General features: G+C 41.3%; 18 protein-coding genes and 1 pseudogene. 9 read left to right on the top strand and 10 right to left on the bottom strand.

Going from position 1 to position 19,265, the window contains the following annotated elements:
* The first annotated feature begins 10 nt into the window (after window positions 1-10).
* From L1611_RS17965 to L1611_RS20980, 6 genes and pseudogenes are all read left to right on the top strand, one after another.
* Window positions 11-919: an ROK family protein gene (locus tag L1611_RS17965; protein ID WP_236315096.1), complete on the top strand. Its 909-nt coding sequence runs from the start codon at window positions 11-13 to the stop codon at window positions 917-919.
* Window positions 920-1,296: 377 nt separating this feature from the next.
* Complete coding sequence (locus L1611_RS17960) at window positions 1,297-2,601, top strand: neutral/alkaline non-lysosomal ceramidase N-terminal domain-containing protein (RefSeq protein WP_236315095.1); 1,305 nt, start codon at window positions 1,297-1,299, stop codon at window positions 2,599-2,601.
* A 1-nt stretch (window position 2,602) separates the two neighbouring features.
* Entirely contained in the window at window positions 2,603-3,376 is a 774-nt protein-coding gene (locus tag L1611_RS17955; RefSeq protein WP_236315094.1) for a glucosamine-6-phosphate deaminase, read from the top strand.
* A gap of 2 nt (window positions 3,377-3,378) precedes the next feature.
* Window positions 3,379-4,551, top strand: a complete 1,173-nt coding sequence (locus L1611_RS17950; protein ID WP_236315093.1) for an N-acetylglucosamine-6-phosphate deacetylase — start codon at window positions 3,379-3,381, stop codon at window positions 4,549-4,551.
* A complete protein-coding gene (locus L1611_RS17945; RefSeq protein WP_236315092.1) occupies window positions 4,548-5,306 on the top strand; it encodes a sugar isomerase domain-containing protein in 759 nt (252 codons plus the stop codon). Before L1611_RS17950 ends, L1611_RS17945 begins: the two co-directional genes overlap by 4 nt.
* 57 nt (window positions 5,307-5,363) lie before the next feature.
* Window positions 5,364-5,507, top strand: a pseudogene (locus L1611_RS20980) (hypothetical protein); the annotation flags it as partial.
* Here the strand turns inward: L1611_RS20980 and L1611_RS17940 are convergent.
* The 10 genes from L1611_RS17940 to L1611_RS17895 all read right to left on the bottom strand — a co-directional run bounded on the left by L1611_RS17940 (window position 5,475) and on the right by L1611_RS17895 (window position 15,649).
* Complete coding sequence (locus tag L1611_RS17940) at window positions 5,475-6,575, bottom strand: GerAB/ArcD/ProY family transporter (protein ID WP_236315091.1); 1,101 nt, start codon at window positions 6,573-6,575, stop codon at window positions 5,475-5,477. The pseudogene L1611_RS20980 and the gene L1611_RS17940 sit on opposite strands and share 33 nt — an antisense overlap.
* A 104-nt stretch (window positions 6,576-6,679) precedes the next feature.
* A complete protein-coding gene (locus L1611_RS17935; protein WP_236315090.1) occupies window positions 6,680-6,919 on the bottom strand; it encodes a hypothetical protein in 240 nt (79 codons plus the stop codon).
* A 262-nt stretch (window positions 6,920-7,181) separates the two neighbouring features.
* The gene (locus L1611_RS17930; protein WP_236315089.1) at window positions 7,182-8,573 is read right to left on the bottom strand and encodes an SLC13 family permease; all 1,392 of its coding nucleotides are present in this window, start codon (window positions 8,571-8,573) and stop codon (window positions 7,182-7,184) included.
* A 134-nt stretch (window positions 8,574-8,707) separates the two neighbouring features.
* A complete protein-coding gene (locus tag L1611_RS17925) occupies window positions 8,708-10,048 on the bottom strand; it encodes an MmgE/PrpD family protein (RefSeq protein ID WP_236315088.1) in 1,341 nt (446 codons plus the stop codon).
* 32 nt (window positions 10,049-10,080) lie between these two features.
* Window positions 10,081-10,734, bottom strand: a complete 654-nt coding sequence (locus L1611_RS17920; protein ID WP_236315087.1) for a GntR family transcriptional regulator — start codon at window positions 10,732-10,734, stop codon at window positions 10,081-10,083.
* Between the two features lie 38 nt (window positions 10,735-10,772).
* The gene (locus tag L1611_RS17915; protein ID WP_236315086.1) at window positions 10,773-12,248 is read right to left on the bottom strand and encodes a tripartite tricarboxylate transporter permease; all 1,476 of its coding nucleotides are present in this window, start codon (window positions 12,246-12,248) and stop codon (window positions 10,773-10,775) included.
* Window positions 12,249-12,260: 12 nt separating this feature from the next.
* Entirely contained in the window at window positions 12,261-12,698 is a 438-nt protein-coding gene (locus L1611_RS17910) for a tripartite tricarboxylate transporter TctB family protein (protein WP_236315085.1), read from the bottom strand.
* A gap of 50 nt (window positions 12,699-12,748) precedes the next feature.
* Complete coding sequence (locus L1611_RS17905; protein WP_236315084.1) at window positions 12,749-13,744, bottom strand: Bug family tripartite tricarboxylate transporter substrate binding protein; 996 nt, start codon at window positions 13,742-13,744, stop codon at window positions 12,749-12,751.
* Between the two features lie 352 nt (window positions 13,745-14,096).
* The gene (locus L1611_RS17900; protein WP_236315083.1) at window positions 14,097-14,981 is read right to left on the bottom strand and encodes a hydroxymethylglutaryl-CoA lyase; all 885 of its coding nucleotides are present in this window, start codon (window positions 14,979-14,981) and stop codon (window positions 14,097-14,099) included.
* The gene (locus L1611_RS17895) at window positions 14,978-15,649 is read right to left on the bottom strand and encodes a GntR family transcriptional regulator (protein WP_236315082.1); all 672 of its coding nucleotides are present in this window, start codon (window positions 15,647-15,649) and stop codon (window positions 14,978-14,980) included. The genes L1611_RS17900 and L1611_RS17895 overlap by 4 nt, the downstream gene beginning before the upstream one ends.
* Before the next feature lie 226 nt (window positions 15,650-15,875).
* On the opposite strand from L1611_RS17895, the gene L1611_RS17890 reads away from it, so the two are divergent.
* The 3 genes from L1611_RS17890 (at window position 15,876) to L1611_RS17880 (ending at window position 19,111) form a co-directional block, all read left to right on the top strand.
* Window positions 15,876-17,084, top strand: coding sequence for a CaiB/BaiF CoA transferase family protein (locus tag L1611_RS17890; protein ID WP_236315081.1), 1,209 nt, complete (start codon window positions 15,876-15,878; stop codon window positions 17,082-17,084).
* A 279-nt stretch (window positions 17,085-17,363) separates the two neighbouring features.
* Entirely contained in the window at window positions 17,364-17,609 is a 246-nt protein-coding gene (locus L1611_RS17885) for a hypothetical protein (RefSeq protein ID WP_236315139.1), read from the top strand.
* A gap of 56 nt (window positions 17,610-17,665) precedes the next feature.
* Window positions 17,666-19,111 (top strand): sodium:solute symporter family protein, encoded by a 1,446-nt coding sequence (locus tag L1611_RS17880; protein WP_265738509.1) that lies wholly within the window; start codon window positions 17,666-17,668, stop codon window positions 19,109-19,111.
* Window positions 19,112-19,265: the final 154 nt, after the last annotated feature.

Here is a 19,265-nt window from a genome sequence, read left to right as displayed (position 1 = left end):
AGCGGATCTTATGTATGCGATTGGTTTGGATATCGGAGGAACAAAAATCGCAGCCTCCCTGGTAGATGAAAATGGGAATTGTTCATTCAAGAAAGTGTACCCTAGTATTGCATATGATAGTGAGGCTATGTTCCTTCAAGTGGTCGATTGTATTAAAGACGTCATAAAGGAGTCAGGGTATGAAAATGATCGTATAGTCGGGATAGGAGTGGGTGTTCCGGGAAAAATCGATGCACAAAAAGGGATTGCAATCTTTCAAAATAACCTCCCATGGAGGAATTTCCCTTTGATCGAAAGACTTCAAACAATCTTTCCTTGCAAAATGATAATGGGTAACGATGTTGCCATGGCTGCTTACGGAGAATGGGTGATTGAAGGAAAAAACATGAATGATACATTCGTTTATTTCACATGGAGTACAGGTGTTTCAAGCAGTATTATACATGAAGGGAGACCTTTCAAGGGGAGGGGTTTTGCTGGAGAAATCGGCTTGATTTTTCAAGAAAGTGATAACCAGCGCTTGGAGGCTCAGGTCAGCGGTCCTTCTATTAGTTCGATTTACAGTCAAAAGTTGAGCCGAAAACTGACTACTAAAGAAATAATCTCAGAATATAAAAGGGGAAATGAAACGGTAGTAGGCATGATGGAACCTATAATGATAAAAATGGCCAAAGGTGTTTACACGATCATTTGCTTAATCGATCCACATAAGATTGTATTCGGGGGAAGTGTCATTACAAACAATCCATTCCTCCTCGAAATTTTGAAAGAAAAATTATCAAACATGGCAATTCCTGAACAAAACCTCAGCTCAGAAAAGATGTTTGCAAGTACATTGGCTGACAACGGGATGATTGGAGCTGGGTTAAAAGTTATACATGAAAACCAATTGAATGCGGACTATTCAGAAAATGATTGACTTTCAAACATCTTTTTTAAATTAAATAGTAATAGACTAGGACCAATTAATGATCATTAGGAGGAGCATTATGCATTCACTTCATTGGATTGTATTAATTGCGTTCTTCTTGAGATTGTGATCGGTTTTTAGTCTTTTGGAAAAGTCAAAGGTTCAAAGATTTTTTTGTAGCGGGAGGAAAGATGCCTGGGTGGCTTTCAGGGATTTCCCGTCATGTCTCAGGCTATAGTGGTGCAGTGTTTTGTTGCTTATGCAGGTCTTACATATACACATGGTTTCAGCCTTTATGTGTGGTGGTCGATTCCCGTTTTTTAGCATGTCTTACCGGTGTACAATGAACTTTAACAGATCCATTAAAAAAAGAAAGGTAGATTGGCGTGACACTAAATCTGGGAACGTCAAAAATCGATATAACTCCTTCGGTCCCTATTGAATTGGCGGGCTTTGCCCATCGAAAAGGGCCCTATTCTGGAATAAAGAAACCATTGTATTTAAGAGCGTTTTATTTTGAAAAAGAAAGGGCTCGTTCCAAAAAGGATATTACCATCATGATAACTGCTGATTTGATTTGGTGGGAGGATGAACATTGTAAACAAATTGAACAACAAATCAAAAAGGAATTGACTTCAGATTTTATAATCATTTTTCATGCTACCCATAATCATTCTGGTCCACAGACCAGCAATACTTTCACACGTTTTTTAGGAGTTCCGGATCCTTGTTATCTTGAAAACTTGAATACTCAGGTTCTAGTGGCTATTAAATCAGCGGTTCAAAACCTCGAACCTGTAACCTTATCAAGGGGCTTCACTACTTGCAATATTGGGATCAATCGTCGTTTACTATCAGGAACCAAGGTTAGAATGGCACCGAATGAAGATGGACCACTCGATTCTGATGTAACAATATTAGTAGCGGAAAATTCCAATGGCAACGTTAAAGGGGTAATGGTCCACTACACCTGCCACCCTACAATTACTGGGGACAACTATATATCTTCAGAATTTCCGGGAGTCGCTACGGAAGAAATAGAGAGAGTACTCGGTGAGAAAGTGGTAGCAGGTTACTTTCAAGGCTGTTGTGGTGATATAAGACCTGCGATGATTGATAAAGAAAAGAATGAATTTTATAGAGGAAACCAGACTGATGTTCAGCGATTAGGACAGCAATTAGCTGACCAAGTCATAAAGGCTATAAGTGAAAAAAAGTTGGAACCATTAAATGTCGAATATATGCAAATACAAAAGAGATCAGTCCCATTAAAATATGAGAAAGTCCCGTCCATAAATGAATTACAGAGTTTGGAAGAGTCCTTGACCAAGGATGAACATGTCGTGTGGAAAACCTTCCTATTAGAAAACCGAAACAGGTTAAGTTCCGAGGCTACTCTTGAATTAATGCTGGTAGAGTTCGGTGATGATCTATCCTTTCTGGCAATGAATGCAGAAATGGTAGTCGAATATAGCCGATTCATAAAAAAAGAGTTTCCAAATAAGGTACTCCCATTACCATACAGTAATGGAATGATCGGTTATATTCCAACATCACAACAAATCATTGAGGGAGGTTACGAGTCAAAAGAATGGATTTACTTTTTTGGTGTGCCTTCCCACTTTTCGATATCAATTGAAGAAAATATCCAACAGGGTATTCGTGAACTGATAATGAAAGGAGATTGTTAGAATGTCAGTTTCTCCGGTGCAAGTCGATAAAGTCGATCATTTGGCAGTAAAAACGTTTAATGATAGAAAATCGCTTGGTGATTATGCAGGGCAACAAATTGCTCGAAAAATCAAAGAACTTTTACAAGACAAAGATGAAATAAGAATGGTATTTGCAGCTGCACCTTCCCAAAATGAGGTGTTGCAGTACCTGGTACAAGATAAGGGCATTGATTGGGCAAGGATCGTAGCATTCCACATGGACGAATATATCGGATTAGCGGAAAATGCTCCCCAAACCTTCAGAAATTTCTTGTTATCGAAGTTATTTGATCTGGTAAAACCAAAAGAAGTCCATTTGATAAATGGAAATAGTGAAAGTGAACATGAATGTAGACGATACGCATCTCTATTTAATGAAAAGCCGATTGATATCGTTTGTTTGGGAATCGGGGAAAATGGTCATCTCGCTTTTAATGATCCCCCGGTGGCAAATTTTGAAGATGAAGAGACGGTCAAGACAGTCACCCTGGACGAAGCTTGCAGGCAGCAACAAGTAAATGACGGTTGTTTTAGTAGTATTGAAGAGGTTCCCGAAAAAGCGATCACACTTACCATACCGGCCTTACTTTCAGGAGAATTCTTGTATTGTGTCGTTCCAGGTAAAACGAAAGCTAGTGCAGTCCGACATGTATTGGATGGACCTATTACGACAAATTGGCCAGCTACTATATTGAGAAATCATCCTAACTGTACATTATATTTAGATAAGGAGTCCTGCGGAGGAAATCACTAGGAATGAGTAAATTAAAAGCCATCCATTATAGTACAGGTGAACGACTGGAAATTGACTGTCGGGACGGAAAGTTTACTAAATTGACCACAATCCAAAGATCCAACAATGAAACTTTACCATATATCGCCCCTGGACTGATTGATTTACAAATCAACGGTTATAAAGGAGTAGATTTCAACACTCTCCCGCTCAAAGAATCTGATATTTTGAAAATAACCAGGGAGTTATGGAAAGAAGGGGTCACCTCCTACTTTCCAACAATCATCACAAACAGTCCTGAGAAAATTGAAGAAGCGATGGAAACGATAAAACAGGTGTGTACACGTTTCCCATACATGGATGATTCCATTGCAGGAGTTCATTTGGAAGGCCCCTTCATTTCACCAGAAGATGGGCCAAGAGGAGCACATGATGCTAAGTTTGTCAGTCCTCCGGATTGGTCACTAGTAAGTAAATGGCAAAAAGCTTCAGGCGGCAGGTTGAAACTTTTGACTATTTCACCAGAGTGGGATGATTCCGAGGTCTTCATCAAAACATGTACCGAGAACGGAATCATCGTCTCGATAGGTCATACTTCAGCAACGCCAGCACAAATCAGGGCTGCTATTTCAGCTGGTGCTAAATTATCAACCCATCTTGGAAATGGTGCTCATTTGATGCTACCCCGCCATCCCAATTATATTTGGGAACAGCTTGCGAATGATGGATTAGCGGCGACTTTTATCGCGGATGGGTTTCATTTGCCCGATGCTGTTCTGAAAACGATTATAAGAATGAAAGGGAAACGCGCAATCGTAGTAAGTGACAGTGTTTCGCTAGGGGGAATGGAGCCTGGAGAGTACAACATGCACATCGGTGGAAAAGTTGTTTTGACTAAAAAAGGGAAACTTCATATGGCCAGTAATCCAGACCTCCTGGCAGGGTCAGCCCAATCTCAGATATGGGGGATCAACCATCTTCTGAAACAGGGCCTATGTGAACTTGCTGATGTGATTGACATGGCAACGGTAAATCCTGCTGAATGGCTCAGATTATCTGGTTATAAACTCGAAGTCGATTCATACGCTGATTTTATTTTATTTAACTATACTAAAAGTTCTGGAATTGAATTACTTGAAACTTATAAGAGGGGAAAGTGTGTTTCAATAAAAAACCAATCAGGAGTGGAAAAATGACATCTACATTAACAGGACAATATCTATCTAAAGTCACGGAGCATCTGAATCGGTTACATGACGAAGAGTTGGCCAATATTCATAAAGCTGCAGAATTGATCGCTTCTCAAATAAAAAAAGACAAATTAGTATTTGCCTATGGCCCGGGTGGGCATTCGAATCTAGGGTCACAAGAATTGTTTTTCCGGGCAGGAGGGTTGATGCACATCAGTGCAATATTGGACGAAGGTACACTATTGAGCAGCGGTGCGTTACGATCCATGTCAATAGAAAGGACACCGGGATATGGAAAGATTGTAATCAATGATTATAACTTAAAAAAAGATGATTTATTAATTATCATCAATGCCTATGGAATCAATTCCGCTGTCATTGATGCCGCTCTGGAGGCTGAGAAGTTAGGAGTGAAAACGATTGGAGTGACATCTGTGGAGCACGCCATCAATACACCGGGTGATCATCCTGCCCGCCATCCTTCTAAGAAAAACCTACATGACTTAGTCGATGTCGTATTGGACAGTAAGGTCGGTGTGGGAGATGCCATCATCGATATAGAGGGGTTAGAACAAAAAGTTGCAGCTGTTTCTACATTCGCAAACTCATTTCTTTTGAATGCAATGGCTACGGAAGCAATAAATATGCTGGTTGAAGAAGGGATAAAGCCGCCTATCTGGATGAGTGGAAATGCAACTGGTGGAGATGAATGGAACGCCCGATTCATTGATCAGTTCAAAGGGAAGATCAAAAAGTTGTAAGTAGAGTTATTGAGATGTCAATCAAAGGAACAGCAATATTAAGAGAGAAACCAGAAAAAAGTCCTCGAATATTTAAGAAAAAATAAGATGTGTTCAAGATTAGAAATTTCAAAAGGATTGAATATCAGTAAAAACACGGTTTCCCTTATCGTCGATCAACTGTACACTTTAAGTTTTAGATTGACGTTTTTTTCGAAATGAAGCTACTCCCAACAACAATAAAGGCAGAAAAAGGCCAACTATTAAACCATAAGGTATCATTACTTTTGGGGTAAATGTAATGTTATAGACTATATTTGGACTCACTATAAGAGAATAGACAATCAGGATCATTCCTAATGGCAAAGTGAGTGGTCGATAATCTTTTAGTTTGAATGTTTGAGCAAGGGCTAAAACGGATGTATAAAAACAAATCGTCAGCTTAAAATAGATTGAAATAAACCACAGTACAGCTACAATGGCTTCGATTCGTTGTAAAAAGTCGCCAATATTTATTTTTTTGGCTAGTTCATAGGTTGGATACAGCTCCAGCGAGATTAGATCTACACCTATTACCAAAATAGCCAATACCGTTAATATGATTAACATGATTCCTCCAACCGAAGTTCCCGTTAAAAAAGCTTTGCCAGCATCTTTTGTCCGATTAACATAGGGGAAAATCATTAAAAAAATAACAAGTTCTAAAAAAGGAAACTCAATAAACGGAATCGCTGACCGCAGTAAGGGTTTTACTCCTACCTCCAAGATAGGCTGAAAATTTTCAAACTTGATTTCGGGAAAAAGAAAAAAAACAAGCAAAAGAAAAAGGATGATAAACCATGGGAATAAAATTTCTGCAGAACGTGCTAAGACTTCAAGTCCCAAACGAGCTCCCATAATAACAAGAAATAAAAAAATAATATGAAGGGATCCGATCGGTGTTTCCGGCATAATTTTAGTTGTCAAGAAATCCCCTAAATTCCTCAAGACGAGAGCAGCAAGGGTAAAAGTAAAACTAAAAAATAAAAGAGCTATCGCTTTCCCTATCCATTTTCCAAGAATTACTTCACTATATTCAACCAAGGTCTTATTAGGAAAGAGGTTCCCTAAAGCATTGTATAACCATACCGATAATAAACCTACACCCACTCCAAGGATACCAGCTATCCAAGCATCTTGTTTCGCTTCAGTAACAAGTAATGATGGTGCAAGTAAGACAGAGGTACCGACAGTAAATAAAATTACAAGTACCATAAATTGTCGAACCGAAATTTTTCCGTTTTCTAACATCTTTTTTCCCCTCCTTTGGAAGGTACCATTTCCTTCTCTATTATTAACAAGTCATTATTGAATGAAACACCATTTCAACAATAGGGCGAAAGAATTAAACAAACCTAGACTGTTTTAATCCATTTTTCTTGGCCATAAAGGGAAGGTGAGCACAATAAAAATAGAGAATTTTCAGCATCATTTTTATCTGTGTTCATCATCGGTGCCAGGCACCAAAAAGAAACCCAAGCGGGACAAGGGCTTTGAATCGGTGCCAGGTACACTTTCAAACCCCTTGATACATCTGCATTCACAAAAAGTGCCAGGCACCGAATCGCTTCGGAGTCTGGCACTTTATTTATCATCATCTTTACTCCTATAAAACAAATACGCTTGATCAATGGTTTTATTACGCTATTCCTGCTTTCATGAGCATGCCGTCGAGGGAGCGGCCAATGTTCTGTTCCATCCATTTGGCGGTTTCGACGAGTTGCTCTAGATCTGTGCCTACTTCACTGTACCAGGCACCGAACTGAAACCGTTGCAGTACAAGGCTTCCCGATCGGTCCCAGGTACACTTTCAAAACCCTTGGTATATCTACGTTCGTAAAAAGTACCAGGCACCTATTATATCTTTGGAATTCCTAAATATGGCCAGTAAGTGAAGGCTGCTAAAAGTGTCATTGCCATAATGACGAGGGTCAGTGTAAGTCCTAGTATAAGCATATCGCGACCACTGTAATAGCCTAATGAGTAGGTTGTCATATTCCCAGCGGATTGGGAAGGGAAGAGGTAAGATGTACTACTTGCTACTACACAAATCATTCCCAGCCAGACTGGATTAAAGGGACTTCCGATGGCTACTGTAAGGGCAACAGGCATTAATGAAGCTGCAGCAGCTGTGAAATTCGTGAACACGATCCGGATCAGTACAAACAAAATCATCATCATTAAAGGAAGGGTAACAGGTGCTAGATGAAGTAGATTACTCTCCAATATTTCGCTTGACCATTGAATGACACCGCTGGCTTTCAATGAAAATGCAATTGTCAGGCCTGCAGCAAATAATAAAGGCACTCCCCAATTGACATCCTTTCTCGCTTCTTTCCAAAAAATAATATTCATTCCTGGCACAAATAACAATACTGATACCATAACAGCAGACATAGCTAATGGAATTTGGTGTAGTTCCTTTGTAATCCAAAGCATGATCAGCAAACTATATAATCCTATTAGTTTCATTTCTTGTTTGGACATAGGCCCTAACTTTTTAATCTCTTGATTAATATACTCATTCATATCCTCAAGCTTTATTGTTTTGATGGGAAAAAGCCAGAGTAATAAGGCCCAAAAAATAAGAAGTGTAAACATGTTGATTGGAGCCATAATAATTAACCAGTGGAGGTAACTCCATTCATAATCGAGCATAGATTCAAATAAACTGGCCGAGTATATGGATCCGCCTGCACCGGTCAGAATGCTCGTCGTGCTGATATAAGGCACGAATGTAACTATCAAAATTAATGACTTTGAAAAGTTTTTGTCCAATTGATTTTCAAAAGCTTTAACTAAACTGATCGCAATAGGCAGTAAAACAGCTAATCTACCGATTGCATTAGGGATAATAAATGTTAATAGAAAGCCCATTAAAATATAATGAAAAAGTATGAAGATCACTTTTCCTTTTGAAAGGGAAAGCATGAAAAAAGCCAATCGTTTATCTAAGTTAGTCCGTTTAACTGCAGTAGCCATGATAAGCATAGCGAGTAATAACCAGATCACTTCATTTCCTAACCCCATTGCCGCTTCTTCAAATGAAATGACATGGAATAAAGGAAATAGCACGATAACGAGTAAACTTGTAACAGCTGCATCAATAACTTCTGTGTACCACAACACAATGGACAAGAATACTATTGAAAGTGTAATCCATCCTTCATTCCCAAGATCATCCTGGATAGGGATTTGAGATGACAAGATTACAAATACGAAGCCAAGGATGACAAACAGCCATTTCAAGCAATCTCTTAGACTTGAATTTATCATATAGGTTACCTGAACCTTTCTAACAATGGGTTGTACCGGTTTACTTAGAAAGCCCCTATGAATAGGAGTTCATAAGGGCTTGGCTTGTTCTATTGTAAGAAGATTTTTTACACCAATACGTTGTTGCCTGTACATAATTCAATAACTTTTTTGATGGAAGGGAGGGTTTCGAAATTCTTCATATTTTGAATGACTTTAGAAGTATTTTCGTTACCGATGATCGAGTTTGTGAGCTTCTCAAACTTCGAGTCTAGATGCTCTTGGGTCATAGGATTTTCAATACTTCCAGTAGCATGGTCGATCGTGACCGAAAACTCTTTTCCATTATTCAACACAATCTTAGCTTTAACTTTATCTTCTTCCATATTTGGATCTACCGTAGGTTTGATCTTTGAGCGGAATTCTACCACATCAGGACGTAGAACCACATCATCCTGATACTGGTCTTCTCCCGCATCCCCTTCTAAAAAGCTAACTGTTGCTGTGTGATAAATACTGAATTTACCCTCTAAACCCGTTTTCGGCTTAACTTTCCCTGTCAATTCGAGAACGTAAGGATTTACTGTAACTTGAATTTCTTTCACTTCTTCTGGTTGGGCATGTTCTCTTAATTTTATACATGCATCGATGGATGGGTGTAACACAATCCCGCAGGCATAAGGTTTAAAGGCATTTTTAAGCAGCTCCCATTGCGCTCCCCAATTTTCATTGACTCGCTCAAGGTTGTGTTCAGGAGCTAAGACAGATGCAAATCCTCTTTTAGCTTCCAAAACTTGCTTAGAGCTAGTGAATCCTTTCTTTGCCAACAGAGCGGCCAATAGACCATTTTGTGCAGCTTTACCAGGATGGAATGGCTTAGTCATTGTTCCGAACATTTCACGTAGGCCGCTTGACTGTGTACCGGCAAGTCCAAGTGCATGCAGCATTTGCTCTTCATCAAAATCTAGTAAGACTCCAGCCGCAACTGCTGCCCCAAAAACGCCTACGGAGCTTGTTATATGCCAACCTAAATCATAATGACTAGGATATACGGCATTACTGATTCTTAATTCTACTTCACACCCTAATACGAATGCTCGTAAAAGTTCTTTCGGATCGATGTCATAATGTTCTCCTAGTGCAAATACCACAGGTGCTACTGGACCGCTTGGGTGATGGATCGTATCCAGATGGGTATCGTCAAAGTCAAAAATATGCGAGGTCATGCCGTTGGTTAAAGAACCAAGCAACAAATCGACCTTTTCTGGGCGGCCTAGTACAGAAACCTGTTCTCCAGATTGTAAATCTTTTTTCAATCCCAATACCATATCGACGGAAGGATGGTAAGCTGCGCCGATTGCAACGCCCATCCAGTTTTGGATACTTTTCTTCGCGTGAGTTAGCACCTCATCAGGAATATTATTGTATTGGGTCGCTAAAACATTTTGTACTAATTCTTTTGTTGTCATATTGAATCTCTCCTATCCAAATGTATATCTATTTATTCATCAAGATTTAATTTTTTCAACGCGGCACGATACGCCCTTCTGACATGACCTTTAATAATGGCTTCGGCCAATTCAGGATCCCAGCTCTCTATCGCTTCCACGATCATTTTATGTTCTTTCAAATTTTCCTTTGGACGATCTTTATTTGACAATGAGGTCAACATAACCAATTGGATATGCGATTGCAAAGTTTCGAAAATATTGACTAAATAAGTATTGTGTGACGCCTTGGCAATTTCGAGATGAAACGAACTGTTAATGCTTGATAAAGTTTCAATATCATCGTCTTCTACAGCCTTCTTTGCTTGGGATAAAATGGCATGAAGCTTTCCGACCTGTTCATGATTTCGATTCATCGCGATCAATTTGGCACCTAAGCCTTCCAATACTTCCCGCACCTGATATAAATCTGTAATTCTTTCTTTTGTAATGGAGATTACCTTGACGCCTTTATGTGGTTCAGATTCTACCAACCCGTACTTTTCCAGTCGTCTCAATGCTTCCCGTACTGGAGTCCGACTTACTCCGAGCTTTTTTACGATCCCGCTTTCTGTCAACATCTGGCCTGTCGTGAATTCTCCATTTTTTATACTGTCGAATACGTAACGGAAGACTTTATCTGTCTTAATGTCTTTCTCAGTTTTCATTGCAAAACCACCTCATCGTCAATCATGTCTAATCATTATTATGCTCTCGATTTCCTAAATCGTTGGATAATCGGTAATAGGAGAGTCCCTATTGATAGAATCAACAAAACAAGAGTTATCGGACGGTGGAAGAAGAATGTATAATCTCCGCCACTGACAGTGATCGCTCTTCGGAAGTTTGTTTCCATCATTGCACCTAATACAAGTGCTAAAACCATCGGGGTTGTAGGAACATTGGTTTTTCTCAACAAATAACCAAATATACCGAAAATGATCATAACCCAAACAGGAAACATTGAATTACTATAGGAATAAGCACCTAGCACACATATACCTGAAACAAAAACAGCAAGTATGCTTCTAGGGATCAACACGACTTTTGCCCATAGACGAACGCCACTAAGCCCTACAATCGCCATAATCGGAACGCCGACCAATAATGCAGCAAAGATGGAATAGGGGATTTCGGGATTTTCTGTAAACAACAATGGTCCTGGTTGGACACCTTGTATCGTTAAGGCTCCAATGATGATTGCTGCACTTGCAGACCCGGGTATACCGAGGGCTAATAATGGTGCGAAGGCTCCGGAAACTGCCGCGTTGTTGGCACCTTCAGATGCTGCAATTCCTTCAGGGTTTCCCTTGCCAAATGTTTCTTTTTGCTTTGATACTCTTTTCGCTTCATTATAACTTACAAGAGAAGCGATGGTAGTACCTGCCCCTGGAATTACACCGATTACATAACCCAAAATAGGTGCCCTTAGAAGTGTCAGCCACATCTTTTTAAAAAGGCTCAATGGTGCTCCGATACCTTTCAATTTTTCTTCTTTTGGCGGCTTTTCTTTTACATTTTCAAGCATATAAAAGACTTCAGAAAGAGCGAATAAACCGATCAAGGCAGGTAAGAAAGGTACCCCTTCAAACAATCCATTGGAAAAAACAAAGCGTGGTGTTCCCATTACAGGGTCAAGACCGATTGTAATGATCAGCAATCCTAACAACATGCTGAGCATACCTTTCAATAAGGACTCTTGGCTTAATGAACTGACTAGACTAAGACCGAAGATAGCGAGAGCAAAATATTCGGTCGGACCGAATTCCAATGCGAAACTTGCCATTGGCACAGCAGTGAAAATCAATAAGATGGAGCTGATCAAAGCTCCTATCGCTGAGGCCACTATAGAGATTGTCAATGCTTTCCCGGCTTCACCTCTTTTGGTCAGCTCAAAACCATCAAAGGCTGTAGCAGCCGCTGCTGGTGTTCCAGGTGCATTTAACAATATGGCTGTAATTCCGCCACCATATTCCGCAGCCATGTATAATGAAACAATCAGAATCATAGCCATGACTGGTTCCATCGTAAAGGTGAACGGTATGATCAAAGCGATCCCGATGCTTGGTGTCAAACCAGGCATAGCACCAATGAAATAACCGATTAGAATACCAGCAAGGAGGCCGATTAGATGATAAATTTGAAAGACTTGATCAAATCCGGATAATAAATTTTCAAACATGTGATATCCTCCTTACGGTAAAGGTACTCCAAGCAATTGATCAAACACACCAAAAGCTAAAAGTTCAAAAAGCAATGTAGTGGCAACAATCGATTTCCAGTTGGTCACGCTTGCTAAAAAAAGCATGATTGGAAAGAAGAGAGCTGCTGCTACGTAGAATCCAAGAAAAGGAATTCCGAGTGCAAAAAGTAATAATAGTAAAATTGAAAGAATAACATTTTTAATTCTTAAAATTTCTACCTTATCCTCACTATCTTTGTTAAAAAAAGAACTAATAATCAGCGTGACTGAAAAAATAATGATGATAATAGAAATAATAGTTGGGAAAGCTGCAGGTCCAACGTCAGCCTGGTTTAAAGATTCCGGAAATTTTCGGGAACTTAAGATAAACCATACCGAGGCAATTATTGAAAATATCCCTAAAGCAATTTCAGCCTTTTGTATTTTCATATTAGTCCTCCTCATTGAGCAGAGGGGCGGTGGGAATGCCCCTATAAAGATTAGTTGATTCCTAGTTTAGTCAACCATTCATCGTTGACTTTCATTTGCTGATTGATGAATTCGGTGAACTCATCATGGTCCATATCTCCTGGCTCCATCATGGCATCTTGCATATACTGTTTGAATTCTTGAGTTTCCATTGCTTTTGAAAAAGCGGAACTCAACTTATCTAAAACATCTTCAGGAACATCTGCATTCGTATAAATACCTCTAAATTGTGCCCAATCTTTTGTTGAAACGTCGACGCCACCTTCCTCATAAGTAGGGACATCAGGCATTGATTCAAGTCTCTTATCACTAAGTACTCCCAATACTCTCAATTTGCCTGAATCAACATATTGCTTCACAATTTCCGGATTGGAATTAGCAATATCTACATGGTTTCCTAGTAAAGCGGTTACAGCATCTGTCGTACTTTCATAATTTGTCCAGACAGCATCTACTCCTGCGGCATCTGCGAAGATGTTCCAGGCGATGTTATGTCCTGAACCGACAGATCCATAACCACCGACTTTCAATTCACCAGGATGGTCTTTCATATATGTCACCAAGTCTTCCAATGTCTCAAATTCACTCTCTGCATTTACTGCAATGATATAAGGATCCAATTGAACACGAGAAACGAATGCAAAGTCATCGGGACTGTATTGTCCTTTTAAGTTGCTATTCCAACCCCCGACATGGGATGGAGTTATCGTTGCTAAAGTATAGCCATCACTATCACCTGCTTTCAGGGCTGCCATTTGGGTCGCACCACTTCCACCCGGTTTATTTTCGATGACGATTTTTTGCCCTAAGATAGGTTCCGCTTGTTCAGCTAATTTACGAGCCATCGTGTCTGTAGGACCGCCCGCACTCGTATGGACGATCAACTTGATTTCCTTGGTTGGATAATCAGCTTCCCCTTGGGAGGAACTAGTTGATGAACAAGCTGCAGAAAAAATAATCAGAAAGGTAAAAATGATCAAGACGCTAAAGCGCTTACAAATTTTCATGTAGCATTCTCTCCTTCGCTTATTAATTTACTAAGATTGTATACGATTTGTTTTTATTTTGCAATATTAAAATTTATCTAAAAATTAAAAGTGGAATGTGTTTATAAAGGATTTTTAGCGTATAAACGCCTTTTGCAAGGTTTTAATAGTTTAATAAAAAGACATAAGATCGTATACAATTAACTTGATCGTATACGATTTTACGATCTGTGCCAGGTACACTTTCAAACCCCTTGGTATTTCTACGTTCGTAAAAAGTGCCAGGCACCGAAACTAACTTTCGGAGCCTGGCAATTTCCTATTATTGCTTCATTTGTCTATTAAATTAACATTCTCATCAAATGGTTTAAACTTACGCTATTCCTGCTTTCATGAGCATGCCGTCGAGTGAGCGGCCCATGTTCTGTTCCATCCATTTGGCGGTTTCGACGAGTTGCTCCAGATCTGTGCCGGTCGCATCTCCCATGCCATGGAACATATTGACCATATCTTCTGTACATACATTGCCGACAGCTTTTGGTGCGAATGGGCATCCGCCAAGTCCAGCGATCGAGGAATCGAATCGCTTCACACCTGCTTGATAACCTGCAAGGACATTGGCAAGTCCGAGCCCGCGTGTATTATGGAAATGTAAACTGAGATCCAGATCTTCACCGAACGCCTTCCTGAAAGAACCGACCACCTCCGATACCTGGTTCGGGTTGGCCATCCCTGTCGTATCGGCAAGGGTAATCCCCCTGCTTCCAGCCTTCAAAAAACTTTCTGCAACCTTCAATACACGCTCGACAGGTACTTCACCTTCAAAAGGGCAGCCAAAAGCTGTACCTAGTACACCGATTACTTTTCTGTCATCCGATACGCCATCTGCAGCAACCTTGGTCAATTCCTCGGTTGCATCAGCCACAGTCCTCTTTACGTTTTTCAGGTTAAATGAGTCACTTGTCGTCGTGGCGACATGCAAATGACCTATATCCGTCTTCAGAGCCCTCTCCAAACCAGACCGGCTTAAAATAAGACCGGCATATTTGATATCATCCCGAACTGGCAACTTCGTCAACAACGCTTCTGCATCAGCCATTTGCGGGACGACTTTCGGATTGACGAACGAGACTGCCTCGATATACCGAATGCCTGAGTCAATCAGCTTTTCGATCAACGCCACCTTCGTTTCTGTAGGGACAAACTTCGCTTCATTCTGGATACCATCTCTGGGGCCGACTTCACAGATCTCGATCAATGGACATCCTCCTTAATCAAATGGTGGTTCCTTATGTCTTCCAAATGGGTCAAAACATGGTCACGGCCTTCGTAAATATGTTCATGCATCGCGATACGTGCCCGTTCCGATTCTTGATTCTCAATTGCTTTTAAAATGATCCGATGAACTTCAAGAGACCGTTCCAACATACCACGGTCATACCAATAGAACGACCGGAAGATCAAGGGTACGACAACGACCTTTGAAATATGGAAGTGGATATGCTGGTTTCCCGACGCCATAACGACTGCCTCATGAAACTGTTGGTTCACTTCGACGACTTTTTTGACGCTATGGATATCTGATTGTACACATTCATTGATAGCTTGCTCGTATGATTTGTTCGCTTCCGCCATTTTTTCAAGGTCTTCATTCGTCCGGTGGGTGGCTGCCTGTGACGCAGCGTATCCTTCAAGCAAGGTCCTGAGGTCATAGATTTGACGGATATCCTCTTTTGTAAAACTACGGACACTCACGCCGCGCTTCAGTGGGACGATCAACCCGTCTGCTTGTAATTTTTTGATCGCTTCACGGATCGGTGTACGGCTCATCTTCAGCTCTTTGGCGAGATGCTCTTCTGTCAACCTCATCCCTGGCCCGTATTTTCCTAGTACGATAGCGTCTTTTATATAGTTGTATACATCCATAACAACACCTCGCTTTTATTGTATACAAACGAAATGTAATTTTCAATAAATTCAAAAAACAAAGCGAAAACCACTGTTAAAAACCTAATAAATACCATTTATTTAGTAAAAAACACCCGAATATAAAGCGTTTACAAAATAACATTGATTTTTTGTATACAAGTTGCTAGTATTGTATGCAACATTCAGAATCTTTAGATAACCGCTATGTAAGGAGGCTTCAAATATGAGCGAAAACATTGAACGTTTGCCTCTTGAGGGGGTAAGGGTCCTGGAACTAGGTACCCTTTTAGCAGGACCATTTTCCGGCAGACTGTTCGCAGATTTCGGTGCAGAAGTCATCAAAATCGAACCCCCGGACAAAGAAGACCCGATGAGAAATTGGGGCAATGAGAAAGATGGAGTCGGGCTTTGGTGGCCGATCCAGTCCAGAAACAAAAAATCGATCACCTTGAACCTGCGGGAGGAAAAAGGACAACAACTTTTAAAAGAAATGGTGAAGGACTCAGATATCATTATCGAAAACTTCCGTCCAGGAACGATGGAAAAATGGAACTTGTCCTATGAAACCCTTTCTGAAATCAATCCAAAACTGATCATGATGCGGACGTCTGGATTTGGTCAAACAGGACCTTATAAGCATCGGGCAGGCTTCGGTAGTGTAGGCGAAGCGATGGGCGGATTGCGTAACATCACCGGTTTTCCGGATCGCGCCCCGACAAGGATCGGCATCTCGATAGGTGATACGCTTGCCGCATTATTTGCGACGATCGGCTGTCTCGTCGCTCTTCATGAAAGGGAGCAATCAGGAAAAGGGCAAGTCGTCGACACAGCCCTATATGAATCCGTCTTTTCCGTCATGGAGAGCTTGATTCCGGATTACCTGCTTGCGGGTTATGTTCGGGAGCGGATGGGGAATATCCTTCCCGGCGTAGCGCCATCAAACATCTATTTTACAAAAGATGAGACGTATATCGTGATCGGGGCGAACGCAGACGGTGTGTTCAGAAGGCTTTGTGAAGCGATGGACCGACCAGAACTTGCGGACGATGAACGATTTTCGACCCATCACGCGAGGGGCCGGAACATGAAGGAGCTTGACCTGTTAATCGAGGAATGGACGAAATCCCTGCCAGCTAAAGATTCACTTCAAAAGCTCGAAGAAAAGGGCGTGCCGTCGGGAATGATTTATACCGCAAAAGAAATTGTTGAAGACCCGCACTATCAAGAACGTGAAATGATCTTGAAAGTCGATCACCCCCAGCTTGGTGAATTTCCGATGCCGGGGATCGTACCGAAATTAAGCCGGACACCCGGTAAAGTCAATCACCCTGGCCCTGAAAAACAAGGAAAACACAACGAGGAAGTCTATAGCAAACTCTTAGGATTCACCGAAAAAGATTTCAAAGAATTGAAGGCAGCCAACATCATCTAAAAAGGAGGGAATGAATGGGGAAAACCTTGTACGAGAAAATATGGGAACGTCGTTTTACCAGAAGAAGAAATTAAGACGCTCTTCAGCAAAACAAAGCAAAATCCTGGCTGCCGCTTCACTGTCGATTAAGAGGGGCAGATGGTAACCGACGACCTTGAATTCGAAACGTCCTTCAAAATTAGGTCATATTAGAAATCACAACTTTTACAAGGTCTGATGAAGTAGGTGCCGTATTTCACAAAATTCTATCATTTAGGGAGGTCGTAACACGTGGAAAAGATGAAAGAACCGATCAAGAAAAAATGGATTTGGATCGGGCTGGTCCTGATCATTCTAGTCATCGTACCCTGGTACTATCCTGATAAAGCAGTCGAGCCGATTATTCTAGGCTTTCCATTTTGGGCATTCCTCTCGGGGGTCTTTTCATTGGTCCTGTGCGGGTATCTGAGCTGGTTGTGTACACATGAATGGAACATCGTCGAGGACTTTGAAGAAGAAGAGAAAAGGAAGGTGGATGAAAAGTGAATCTGGCATTCTCAGGTATAGACGGCGTCATCATCCTTGTCTTTTACGCATTAGTCATGCTCCTGATCGGTTATTTGTCAGGGCGGGGGGATAAAAAAATTCACCACTCGATGTCAGGGTACTTTCTCGCTGGTAAAAACCTGGGCTTCATCGCCTTATTCTTCACCTTGTATGCAACACAATATAGCGGGAATACGATTGTAGGATATGCACCGACAGCATATCGAAGCGGATTCTCCTGGATCCAATCCGTCTCATTCATGACGATCATCATCGGTGTCTACCTATTGTTTGCACCGAGGTTATACGTCATTTCAAAACGCAACAAATTCATCACCCCGACGGACTGGCTCAAGTATCGTTTCAACTCAAAAGCCGTGACATTACTAGGCGTGTTCCTCATGTTATGGGGTCTTGGAAACTATTTGCTGGAACAGCTCGTTGCCATCGGACAAGCTGTCGCAGGAATGACTGGCGGAACCATCCCTTATCAGGTCGCTGTTATCGCGTTCATTCTTGTCATGTTGGCTTATGAGTGGATGGGCGGAATGAAGGCCGTCGCGTTTACAGACGTCATGCAAGGTCTCGTATTGATGGTCGGAATCCTTGTTTTCCTTGGAGGGGCCCTTTATTTAGTCGGCGGGAACCTTACGAACGTCACGACCTTCATCATGGATTCAGAACCGGCTAAGGTCGGGGTACCAGCGATGGAAACCTCGATCAACTGGTTCAGCATCTTGCTGCTTGTAGGTTGTGGCGCGGCGATTTATCCGCATGCTGTCCAACGGATCTATTCAGCTGAAAGTGAAAAGACCTTGAAAAAATCCTTTGCACGTATGGCTTGGATGCCTCCGGTAACAACTGGATTGGTCTTCGTCATCGGGATCATCGGAATTTCGATGTTTCCTGGTTTGAATGAAGCAAATTCCGAACAATTGGTCGGGATGATGGCGAACGAAATCGCTTCGATCAATTCATTCTATTACTGGGTGATGATCCTGTTTTTCGGTGGGATCGTGGCGGCGATTGTTTCTACAGCCGACTCTGTATTGCTAAGTTTTTCGTCAATGATTTCGAACGATATATACGGTAACTTCATCAATCCGAAGGCCTCTGAGTATCGCAAAGTCCTGGTCGGGAAAATCGTCGGAGTGATTGCAGTCATTCTGTTGATCTGGATTGCTTGGAATCCTCCAGGAACACTTTATCAGATTTTCGTGTTAAAATTTGAATTACTCGTACAAGTTTTCCCAGCGTTCATTTTAGGGCTGTATTGGAAGAAGCTATCTGCAAGGCCTGTATTCTTGGGAATGCTGTTAGGCGCCGTCATTGCAGGAGTGATGACGCTCACTGGACACAGCACAGTATACGGAATCCATGGTGGAGTCATCGGACTGTTAGTGAACTTTGTTGTTGCAGTCGGCGGATCAGTCCTCGTACCTGTTTCCGCTAAGCAGGAGGGACGGGCGGATGAGATGACTTCTTTAAAAATAGAGGCTTAGTTGTAATCAAAAAATCACCAAATAATAAACGGCGAATTTCTGTGTTACTCGGTTTCTCCGGTCCTCACGTATAAATGTACGCTCCGGTCCTCGAAACTGTCGTGCCTTGAACTTCTTGTTTCTAATTCGTCAATTTTTTGATCTTAATTTGAAA

The organism is Pseudalkalibacillus salsuginis (assembly GCF_021646685.1).
GTDB classification, from domain to species: domain Bacteria; phylum Bacillota; class Bacilli; order Bacillales; family Fictibacillaceae; genus Pseudalkalibacillus; species Pseudalkalibacillus salsuginis.
This window is presented reverse-complemented; position numbering and strand designations above follow the sequence as displayed.

What these genes read in the sequence shown, in the direction of transcription:
- L1611_RS17965 (WP_236315096.1), top strand. Translation starts at nt 11, where the DNA reads ATGTATGCGATTGGTTTGGATATCGGAGGAACAAAAATCGCAGCCTCC.
- L1611_RS17955 (WP_236315094.1), top strand. Translation starts at nt 2,603, where the DNA reads ATGTCAGTTTCTCCGGTGCAAGTCGATAAAGTCGATCATTTGGCAGTA.
- L1611_RS17950 (WP_236315093.1), top strand. Translation starts at nt 3,379, where the DNA reads ATGAGTAAATTAAAAGCCATCCATTATAGTACAGGTGAACGACTGGAA.
- L1611_RS17945 (WP_236315092.1), top strand. Translation starts at nt 4,548, where the DNA reads ATGACATCTACATTAACAGGACAATATCTATCTAAAGTCACGGAGCAT.
- L1611_RS17940 (WP_236315091.1), bottom strand. Translation starts at nt 6,575, where the DNA reads ATGTTAGAAAACGGAAAAATTTCGGTTCGACAATTTATGGTACTTGTA.
- L1611_RS17935 (WP_236315090.1), bottom strand. Translation starts at nt 6,919, where the DNA reads ATGATAAATAAAGTGCCAGACTCCGAAGCGATTCGGTGCCTGGCACTT.
- L1611_RS17925 (WP_236315088.1), bottom strand. Translation starts at nt 10,048, where the DNA reads ATGACAACAAAAGAATTAGTACAAAATGTTTTAGCGACCCAATACAAT.
- L1611_RS17920 (WP_236315087.1), bottom strand. Translation starts at nt 10,734, where the DNA reads ATGAAAACTGAGAAAGACATTAAGACAGATAAAGTCTTCCGTTACGTA.
- L1611_RS17915 (WP_236315086.1), bottom strand. Translation starts at nt 12,248, where the DNA reads ATGTTTGAAAATTTATTATCCGGATTTGATCAAGTCTTTCAAATTTAT.
- L1611_RS17910 (WP_236315085.1), bottom strand. Translation starts at nt 12,698, where the DNA reads ATGAAAATACAAAAGGCTGAAATTGCTTTAGGGATATTTTCAATAATT.
- L1611_RS17905 (WP_236315084.1), bottom strand. Translation starts at nt 13,744, where the DNA reads ATGAAAATTTGTAAGCGCTTTAGCGTCTTGATCATTTTTACCTTTCTG.
- L1611_RS17895 (WP_236315082.1), bottom strand. Translation starts at nt 15,649, where the DNA reads ATGGATGTATACAACTATATAAAAGACGCTATCGTACTAGGAAAATAC.
- L1611_RS17890 (WP_236315081.1), top strand. Translation starts at nt 15,876, where the DNA reads ATGAGCGAAAACATTGAACGTTTGCCTCTTGAGGGGGTAAGGGTCCTG.
- L1611_RS17885 (WP_236315139.1), top strand. Translation starts at nt 17,364, where the DNA reads ATGAAAGAACCGATCAAGAAAAAATGGATTTGGATCGGGCTGGTCCTG.
- L1611_RS17880 (WP_265738509.1), top strand. Translation starts at nt 17,666, where the DNA reads ATGCTCCTGATCGGTTATTTGTCAGGGCGGGGGGATAAAAAAATTCAC.